Genomic DNA, 9,405 nt, shown 5'->3' on the forward strand with positions numbered 1-9,405 from the left:
ACCACCAGCCTCCGGACTGGCCAGTAATAAACAGCGGTTTCCGGCCGGGACGGGCCGGGACCGGGCACCGGGAAGCGGCGGACCCACGGGGCGTGTGAGGCGCCGGGCCGGTGGGGCGCTGGGCCGATGCCGCGCGGAGCCGATGGGACGGCAGCCGCTGCCGGCGGGGCACCGGGCCGGTGGGGCGCTGTGGCACTCCGGCCGGCAAACACCGATGCGGCGGCTGGGGCACGCCGGCCCGGCAAACGCCGGTGGGGCGCCGGCCCGGCAAACACCGGCTGCACGCCGGCCGGCCAAAACGCCGGTGGGTGCCGGCCACGCCTAACGCCGGTGGGGCGGCGCGCCCGAAGGCCCGCCGCCCCACCGTCCCTGCGTCTGCTGCTACTTGACGACCGTGATCCGGCCGGTGGCCGGCGGCGCCAGCGGCGAGGCCGCCGTCGAGTGCGCGGCCAGGTAGGCGGTCAGCACATCCAGGTCGGAGGCGCCGACGAGCTTGTTCTTGTGCTCCTTCAGCACGGCGAACCCGTCGCCGCCGCCCGCGAGGAACTCGTTCATCGCGACCCGGTAGGTCTTCGCCGGGTCGAGCGCCTCACCGTTCAGCTTCACCGACGACGTCACGATCCGGTCGGTGCCCGACTTCGTCATGTCCAGGGTGTAGGTGAAGCCCCTGGACACCTGAAGGATCTTCGGTGCGGCCTGGTTCGCGCCGCTGACCTGCTGCTGGAGCATGGTGACCAGCTGCGCGCCGGTCAGGTCGACGACGTTCATCATGTTGGTGAACGGCTGCACGGTGAAGGCCTCGCCGTACGTCACGACACCGTCGCCCTCGCCGCCCGCCGCCTTGTGCACCAACCCCGCGCGGACACCGCCCGGGTTCATGACGGCCAGCTGCGCCCCGCCCTTGTCGGCCGGCGCGAGGCCCTCCAGCTGGGCGTCCGCGATCAGGTTGCCCACCGGCTTCTCGGGGACGTCCGCCGGGTTCTCGATGTCGGCGGAGATGTAGCCCACGGGACGGCTCGCGATCGGCGCGGCCAGCGTGTTCCAGCGCTGGATCAGCTTCGTCATGTCCGGGGCCTTCGCCACGTCACGGGTGACGACGTGGTTCGCGGAGGCCACGGCCGTACGCACCACGTCGTTCGTGCGCCGGTCGTAGGTGAGGGTCGTGTCGGTGTAGAGCTTGCCGAACGACGCGGCCGAGGTGACGGTGCGCGGCTTGCCCGACGGGTCGGGGATCGAGCACGCGTACGCCTGGTGGGTGTGACCGGTGACCAGCGCGTCGACCTGCGGGCTGACCTTCTTGGCGATGTCCACGATCGGGCCGGAGATGCCGTCGCCCGGGCCCGGGCTGTCGCAGTTGTAGTTGTACGACGCCGAGGCGGGCGCACCGCCCTCGTGGATCAGGGCGACGATCGACTTGACGCCCTTGCGCTCCAGGACCTTGGTGTACTTGTTGATCGTCTCGACCTCGTCGCCGAACTTCAGGCCCTTGACGCCCTCGGCGCTGACGATGTTCGGCGTGCCCTCCAGGGTCACGCCGATGAATCCGATCCTGACCCCGTTCTTCTTCCAGATGAAGTACGGGTCGAGCAGCGGCTTGCCGCTCTTCTCCTTCGTCACATTGGCCGCGAGGTAGGGGAAGTCCGCGCCCTTGAACTTCTTCCCCTTCTCGTAGCAGCCCTCGGTCGGGTGGCAGCCGCCGTTCTGCAGACGGGCCAGTTCCTGGGCCCCCTCGTCGAACTCGTGGTTGCCGACCGAGGAGACGTCGAGCTTCAGCTTGTTCAGCGCCTCGACGGTGGGCTCGTCGTGGAAGAGACCGGACAGCAGCGGGGACGCGCCGACCATGTCACCGGCCGCGGCGGTCACCGAGTACCGGTGGTCCTCGCGCGCCTGACGCAGGTGCGTGGCGAGGTACTCGACGCCGCCCGCGTCGATCGTCCTCGTGGTGCCGTCCTCGTCGGTGTGCGTGACCCGCCCGGCCGAGCCGGCGGGCGGCTCCAGGTTCCCGTGCAGGTCATTGAAGGACAGGAGCTGGACGTCAACGGTGCGGCCGTGTCCGTGGCCGCTCTCGGAGGCTCCTGCCGGCATCGCGGCGACCAGAGCGCCGACGGTGGTCAGGCCGGCGACCGCGGCGAGTATGCGGCTGCGGTTTCTGTGCGGTGTCGCTGACATCTGTCCCCTTGTAGGTCTCAGCGCGTCTGAGGGTGCGAGCGGCAGCCTAGAGTCAACGCGCGTAGCGCGACAGGGGTGTACGGGTTACGACCTGATTGCCTTCGCGGTGACCGACCCCGGCCGGACCATTGCCGTCCGGCGTGCCACCCGCGGTCCGTGCCCCCCGCCGTACGCTCTTCCCATGACGACTGACGCGGTGATTCCGGAGCCCGGCCGGCAGATCCTGACCTATGACGAGCTGACTCCCGAGCAGGCGGAAGCCGTGATGGATCTGCTCGCCGAGGCCGCCGGCAACGACGGGATGCAGGCCGTCTCCGAGCAGGGCCGGCTGCAACTGCGCGGCGGAAGGCGGGAAGGCGTACGCCACTTCCTGCTGACCATCGGCGACGAACTGATCGGCTACGCCCAGTTGGAGGACACCGACCCGGTGGAGGCCCCGGCCGCCGAACTCGTGGTCCACCCGCGCCACCGCGGCCGCGGCCACGGCCGGGCCCTGGGCAGCGCGCTCCTCGGCGCCTCGGGCAAGCGGCTGCGCGTATGGGCACACGGCGGGAAGTCGGCGGCCCGGCACCTGGCCCAGGTCCTCGGGCTCAGCCTGTTCCGCGAACTGCGCCAGCTGCGAAGGCCCCTGAGCCCACTCGACATCCCCGAGCCGGTGTTCCCGGCCGGGGTCACGGTGCGCACCTTCGTCCCCGGCCAGGACGACGCGGCCTGGCTCGCGGTGAACGCCGCGGCCTTCGCCCACCACCCGGAGCAGGGCTCGCTCACCCAACGGGACCTCGACGACCGCAAGAACGAACCGTGGTTCGACCCGAAGGGCTTCTTCCTGGCGGAGCGCGACGGCGAGATCATCGGCTTCCACTGGACGAAGGTGCACGCGGAGGAACACCTGGGCGAGGTGTACGTGGTGGGCATCCGCCCCGATGCCCAGGGCGGCGGTCTCGGCAAGGCCCTGACCGCGATCGGCCTGCGCCACCTGGCGGCCCAGCAGATGCCGACGGCCATGCTCTACGTGGACGCGGACAACCCGGCGGCACTCGCGGTGTACGAGCGACTGGGCTTCGTCACGCACGAGGTGGACCTGATGTACCGCGCGGAGTCCTGAACGAGCCTGCGGAGGGGCCGGTTGACCCGGCCCCCTTCTTCACGCGAGCCCGACGGGACGGCCGGCGGCGCGAGTTGACGGGACGCGGTGCGCCGCAACGAGCGGTACGACGGATGTCGCCGCATGCTTGCACCGCGCGCGCCGACGGCCCGAACCGACACCCGCGGCCAGGTGCTGTCCGTCGCCCTCCGGACGCATACGGCCCCCGGGCGAGCTCCACGGCCGGTTGATCGCTCACCTGCTGGCACCGGCCCGGACGGAACCTCGCCCGCACACCCGTGCCGCCCCGGCCTGTCGTGCTCACCCGGTTCGGTGCGGCGGGGCCTCTTCCGGCCGATCCAGCCCGCCGGGACCGGTCCCTCCCCGGCCCTTGCCGCCGCCGTCACCGCCGCCGCATTCCGGCTGCCGCGCCGGCGCCACGGCTGACCCCGCACCCCCGGGGCCTGGCGGCCCACGCCGCCGGACCCGCCGGAACGCCCCCGAATCCCGGGCCGGACCCCTCGCGCGACCCCGGGGAGCCCTGCCGCGCTTTCCCACACGTCATGTCGTCGTTACCGGCCATTCAGACACCCTTGCGACCCTCTCTCAATGCAGCCCGCCGTGCCCGCCTCCCCCAACGGCAGATTCCACCTCGATCCGGCACCCTCCGACGCGCCCGTCAGACCCACTACGCGGAAGAATGGGTCCATGAGTCAGCAGCCCGCCGAGGTACCGGTCCAGCACCCCCAGCCGTCCGTCGGTTCCATCGCCGCGCACCGCCCGCACACCGTCGCGGCCACGGTGTCCGAGCTGGAACCCGACCTCGACGCCGATCTCGACGGCTACGAGGAGGATTACGACGGATCGGGCGCCGAGCTGCCCCAGGGACGGTTCCTGGACCGGGAGCGGAGCTGGCTCGCGTTCAACGAGCGAGTCCTGGAGCTCGCCGAGGATCCGGCCACCCCGCTGCTCGAACGGGCGAACTTCCTCGCCATCTTCGCGTCCAACCTGGACGAGTTCTTCATGGTCCGGGTGGCCGGCCTCAAGCGCCGTATCGCCACCGGTGTCGCCACCCGTTCGGCGTCCGGCCTCCAGCCGCGCGAGGTCCTCGACCTGATCTGGACCCGCTCCCGCGAGCTCATGGCCCGGCACGCCGCCGCCTACCAGCAGGACATCGCCCCGGCGCTCGCCGAGGAAGGCGTCCACCTGATCCGGTGGCCGGACCTCACCGAGAAGGAGCAGGCGCGGCTGTTCACCCTGTTCCGGCAGCAGATCTTCCCGGTGCTCACGCCGCTGGCCGTCGACCCGGCGCACCCCTTCCCGTACATCTCCGGGCTCTCGCTGAACCTCGCGGTCGTCGTCCGCAACCCGGTCAGCGGCCACCGCCACTTCGCCCGGGTGAAGGTCCCGCCCCTGCTCTCCCGCTTCCTGGAGGCCTCGCCGCAGCGGTACGTACCGCTGGAGGACGTCATCGCGGCCCACCTGGAGGAGCTGTTCCCCGGCATGGAGGTGCTCGCGCACCACATGTTCCGGGTGACCAGGAACGAGGACCTGGAGGTCGAGGAGGACGACGCCGAGAACCTGCTCCAGGCGCTGGAGAAGGAGCTCATGCGGCGCCGCTTCGGGCCGCCGGTGCGCCTGGAGGTCGAGGAGTCCATCGACCCGTACGTCCTCGACCTGCTGGTCCGCGAGCTGAAGGTGTCCGACGCCGAGGTCTATCCGCTGCCGGGCCCGCTGGACCTGACCGGGCTCTTCGGCATCGCGGCGCTGGACCGGCCCGAGCTGAAGTTCCCCAAGTTCGTCGCCGGCACCCACCGGGACCTCGCCGAGGTCGAGTCGGCCTCCGCACCCGACATCTTCATGGCGCTGCGCGAGCGCGACGTCCTGCTGCACCACCCGTACGACAGCTTCTCCACGTCCGTGCAGGCATTCCTGGAGCAGGCCGCCGCCGACCCGGACGTGCTCGCGATCAAGCAGACCCTGTACCGGACCTCGGGCGACTCGCCCATCGTGGACGCGCTGATAGACGCCGCCGAGTCGGGCAAGCAGGTCCTCGTCCTGGTCGAGATCAAGGCCCGTTTCGACGAGCAGGCCAACATCAAGTGGGCGCGCAAGCTGGAGGAGTCCGGCTGCCACGTCGTCTACGGCCTGGTCGGCCTGAAGACCCACTGCAAGCTGTCCCTGGTGGTGCGCCAGGAGGGCGAGACACTGCGCCGCTACTCTCACGTCGGCACCGGCAACTACCACCCGAAGACCGCCCGGCTGTACGAGGACCTGGGGCTGCTGACCGCCGACCCGCAGGTCGGCGCCGACCTGTCCGACCTGTTCAACAGGCTGTCGGGCTACTCACGGCGCGAGACCTACCGCCGGCTGCTGGTCGCCCCCAAGTCCCTGCGCGACGGTCTCATCGCGCGCATCAACAAGGAGGCGGCGCACCACCGCGCCGGGCGCCCCGCGTACGTCCGTATCAAGGTCAACTCGCTGGTGGACGAGGCGGTCATCGACGCCTGCTACCGGGCCGCGATGGCGGGCGTGCCGATCGACATCTGGGTGCGGGGCATCTGCGCCCTGCGCCCCGGCGTCACCGGGCTCTCGGAGAACATACGCGTGCGCTCCATCCTCGGACGCTTCCTCGAACACTCCCGGATCTTCTCCTTCGGCAACGGCGGAGAACCCGAGGTGTGGTTCGGCAGCGCCGACATGATGCACCGCAACCTCGACCGTCGTATCGAGGCTCTGGTGCGGGTCACCGACCCCGCCCACCGCGCGACGATCACCCGCCTTCTGGAGACCGGCATGTCCGACTCCACGTCTTCCTGGCATCTCGGCCCGGATGGCGCATGGACCCGGCATGCGACGGATCCGGACGGCCAGCCGCTGCGGAACGTACAGGAGATGCTCATAGACGCCCGGAGGCGCCGGCGTGCACAGCCCTGATCTGTCCCGGGGGGACGCACCCGCCGTCCCGTCCGGTCCCCCCATCGCGGTCACCGCGGGCGATGCTCTCGCCCGGTACCTGAACGCACGGGCGGGCGACTTCCTGCGCAGCCTGCGGATGCACACCGAGAGCGGTTCGGATACGGCGGGCGCGGCCGAGGCCGCCCGGTCGCTGCGCATGGCCGCCCGCCGTATCAGCGGGATCCTGCACACCTTCCGGCCGCTGCTCGACCCGGGCTGGGCGGACGATCTGCGGACCGAGCTGGCCTGGCTGTCCGCCACGCTGGCGCAGGAACACGCCTGCACCTCGCGGCTGAACCGGCTGCTGAGCGCCCTGTCCCGGCTCTCGGGCGTTACGCCCGTGCCGCCGGCCCGGGGTGCGTTCCGGGTGCTGGACGGTGCCACGGGCCCCAAGGCCACGGACGCAACCCGCCCCTCCGGCAGTCTCACGGTGGGCGCGGCACGCGCGGGCGCCCTGCTGGAGCGGCAGCTCACCCTCGCGCGGACGCGCGCCCACTCCGCCGCCCTCCAGGCGCTGGGGTCCTCGCGCTTCCACGGCGTCGCCGACGCCGTCGCCGTACTCGCCTCCGAGCTGCCGCTCGGCGCCGTCGCGGGCGCCCCGGCCTCGGAGGCCCTGGCCCCCGCCGCCGAGGTCGCCGAGCAACGGCTGGTGGACGCGGTCGCCGCACTGCCGCTGTCGAGGGCAGGGCACCCGTACAACGCCGAGGCCCTCGTGCACGGTCTCGCCACCGCGTCGGCCGGCGAGGCCCAGGACGCGCCCTGGCACCAGGTCCGCCAGTTGCTGCGGCTGCACCGGTACGCCCAGGAAGTGCTCCACCCGAACGCGGACCCGGTGCTGTGCCGCGCGGGCCAGGTCCTCGACCGGCACCGTGACGCCGCCGAGGCGGCCGCCGCTGCCGCCGCCGCGGCCCGCACCCCCCGGATCGCTCCGGCCACGGCGTACGCGCTGGGGGTGCTGCACGCGGACCAGCGGCACGAGGTGGAGGCGGCCCGGTTCGCCTTCCAGGAGGTGTGGCGGACCACCACCGCGGTATCCGCGCCATGAAGGACCCCGGTCCTGGTCCTCGATGCGGTTCAGAAGGACGGGCGCATGGGACCGGGCACACGAGGCGAGCCATGGAGGCGGCTCATGAAGGCGGGCTTCTGATGGGTGACGGCAGCACGGTCCGTGCGGCGGGGTGCGTGCTCTGGCGCCGGGCCCCGTACGACGAGGGCCTGGAGATCTGTCTGGTGCACCGGCCCAAGTACGACGACTGGTCGCACCCGAAAGGCAAACTGAAACGCGGTGAGGACACCCTCGCCGGTGCGTTGCGCGAAGTGCTGGAGGAGACCGGTCACGCGTGTGTCCCCGGTGCCCGGCTGCCGACCGCGCGCTACTTTGCGAACGGGCGCCCCAAGCAGGTCACGTACTGGGCGGCCGAGGCGACGACGGGGTCCTTCACCCCGAGCGAGGAGGTGGACCGCATTCTCTGGCTGCCGCCCGCCGCGGCACGCAACCGGCTGACGCAGCCGCGGGACCGCATGCTGCTGGACGCGCTCCTCGACGCGCTGCACTCGGCCTGACGCACGAGGCCGGGACGTAGACGCCGAAGGCCGAGGGTCACCACCTGAGACCTGAGAGCCGAGGTTCCGGAGCCCGGGGCAGGAGCCGCCCCGGACCCGTCCCGTCGGCGGCCCCCGACCTCGACGCGACCGTTCGCCGCCCCATGCCGGACAGACGTACGGACGGTCACCGGGACAGAGGTGCAGGTGAACGGAGCGCGACCGTCCGACCCGCCACGCCACCAGGCACCCAGCCGCCCGACACGGTTCACCTTCCGTTCACTCTCCACCTTGGGCCGCTTCACCTGATCTGCCTAATTTCGGCCCTACACGGTGACCGGCAAAAGAGCCGGCTCCCCCCACCCCGACACACGCCGCTTCGAACGTCCCCGACTCAGGTCAGCGTCCGGCGGCTCCTGGAAGGAACACCCGAAAGTGAAGCTTCAGCGCAAGAACGGGCTTCGCGCCACCGCGCTCGGCGCCCTCGCCGTGACCGGCGCCCTGGTCCTCACGGCGTGTGGTTCGGACGACAACGCGGGCGGCACCGGCGGCACCGGCGAGAAGACCAACGCCGCATCGAACATCAAGTGCGACGACGCCAAGGGCAAGCTGCCCGCCTCCGGCTCCAGCGCGCAGAAGAACGCCATGGACCTGTGGGTCAAGAACTACATGGCGGCCTGCTCCGGCGTGGAGGTCAACTACAAGTCCTCCTCCTCCGGTGAGGGCATCGTCGCCTTCAACCAGGGCACGGTGGGCTTCGCCGGATCCGACTCGGCCCTCAAGCCCGAAGAGGTCGAGGACTCGAAGAAGATCTGCAAGGGCGGCCAGGGCATCAACCTGCCCATGGTCGGCGGCCCCATCGCGATCGGTTACAACCTGTCCGGTGTCGAGGGTCTGACCCTGGACGCCCCGACGATCGCCAAGATCTTCAACAACAAGATCAAGAAGTGGAACGACCCGGCGATCGCCGCTCTGAACAAGGGCAAGACGCTCCCGGACAAGGCGATCCAGGCCTTCCACCGCTCCGAGGACTCCGGCACCACGCAGAACCTCGGCAAGTACCTCGGCAAGACCGCCAAGGCGGAGTGGCCCTACGAGGCCGAGAAGAGCTGGCCCGCCCCCGGCGGCCAGGCCGCGTCCGGCTCCTCCGGTGTCGCCGCCCAGGTCAAGCAGGTCGACGGTGCGATCGGCTACTTCGAGCTCTCCTACGCCAGCTCGCAGTCCATCCCGACCGTGGACATCAACACCGGTGCCGCCGCTCCGGTGAAGGCCACCTCCGAGAACGCCTCCAAGGCCATCGCCGCCGCCAAGGTCAAGGGCACCGGCAAGGACCTCGCTCTCGAGCTGGACTACACCACCAAGGCCGACGGCGCCTACCCGATCGTCCTCGTGACCTACGAGGTCGTCTGCGACACGGGCAACAAGGCCGAGACGCTGGGTACGGTCAAGTCCTTCCTGACCTACACCGCCGGCGACGAGGGCCAGAAGGTCCTCTCCGAGGCCGGTTACGCCCCGATCCCGACCGAGATCAACGCCAAGGTCCGCGAGACCGTCGCGGGTCTGAAGTAACGCAACCGGCCGGCGGGGGCCAGCCGGTCGCCAGCAGAGCCAGGGCCAGCGGTGCCGCCGCCCACGCCGAGTGCCGCCTCGTG

The 9,405-nt window shown here is 71.2% G+C and carries 6 protein-coding genes; 5 read left to right on the plus strand and 1 reads right to left on the minus strand.

The annotated features are described in order from the left end of the window. Positions 1–381: 381 nt before the first annotated feature. Positions 382–2,169: a bifunctional metallophosphatase/5'-nucleotidase gene (locus ABTX78_RS31790; protein WP_352210243.1), complete on the minus strand. Its 1,788-nt coding sequence runs from the start codon at positions 2,167–2,169 to the stop codon at positions 382–384. A gap of 181 nt (positions 2,170–2,350) precedes the next feature. Between ABTX78_RS31790 and mshD the strand changes: the two genes are divergently transcribed. The 5 genes from mshD to pstS all read left to right on the plus strand — a co-directional run bounded on the left by mshD (position 2,351) and on the right by pstS (position 9,322). After that, positions 2,351–3,274 (plus strand): mycothiol synthase, encoded by a 924-nt coding sequence (gene mshD / locus ABTX78_RS31795; protein WP_352210244.1) that lies wholly within the window; start codon positions 2,351–2,353, stop codon positions 3,272–3,274. A gap of 687 nt (positions 3,275–3,961) precedes the next feature. Next, positions 3,962–6,190, plus strand: a complete 2,229-nt coding sequence (locus tag ABTX78_RS31800) for an RNA degradosome polyphosphate kinase (RefSeq protein WP_352210245.1) — start codon at positions 3,962–3,964, stop codon at positions 6,188–6,190. Next, entirely contained in the window at positions 6,177–7,256 is a 1,080-nt protein-coding gene (locus ABTX78_RS31805) for a CHAD domain-containing protein (protein WP_502994022.1), read from the plus strand. The genes ABTX78_RS31800 and ABTX78_RS31805 overlap by 14 nt, the downstream gene beginning before the upstream one ends. A 101-nt stretch (positions 7,257–7,357) precedes the next feature. Then, positions 7,358–7,774 carry an NUDIX hydrolase gene (locus ABTX78_RS31810; protein WP_352210246.1) on the plus strand — a complete coding sequence of 139 codons (417 nt, stop codon included), beginning with the start codon at positions 7,358–7,360 and terminating at the stop codon, positions 7,772–7,774. A 414-nt stretch (positions 7,775–8,188) separates the two neighbouring features. Beyond that, positions 8,189–9,322, plus strand: a complete 1,134-nt coding sequence (gene pstS, locus ABTX78_RS31815; RefSeq protein WP_352210247.1) for a phosphate ABC transporter substrate-binding protein PstS — start codon at positions 8,189–8,191, stop codon at positions 9,320–9,322. The last annotated feature ends 83 nt before the right edge of the window (positions 9,323–9,405 follow it).

The sequence above is a fragment of the Streptomyces sp. NPDC096193 genome (assembly GCF_040302905.1).
Classification (GTDB): Bacteria; Actinomycetota; Actinomycetes; order Streptomycetales; family Streptomycetaceae; genus Streptomyces.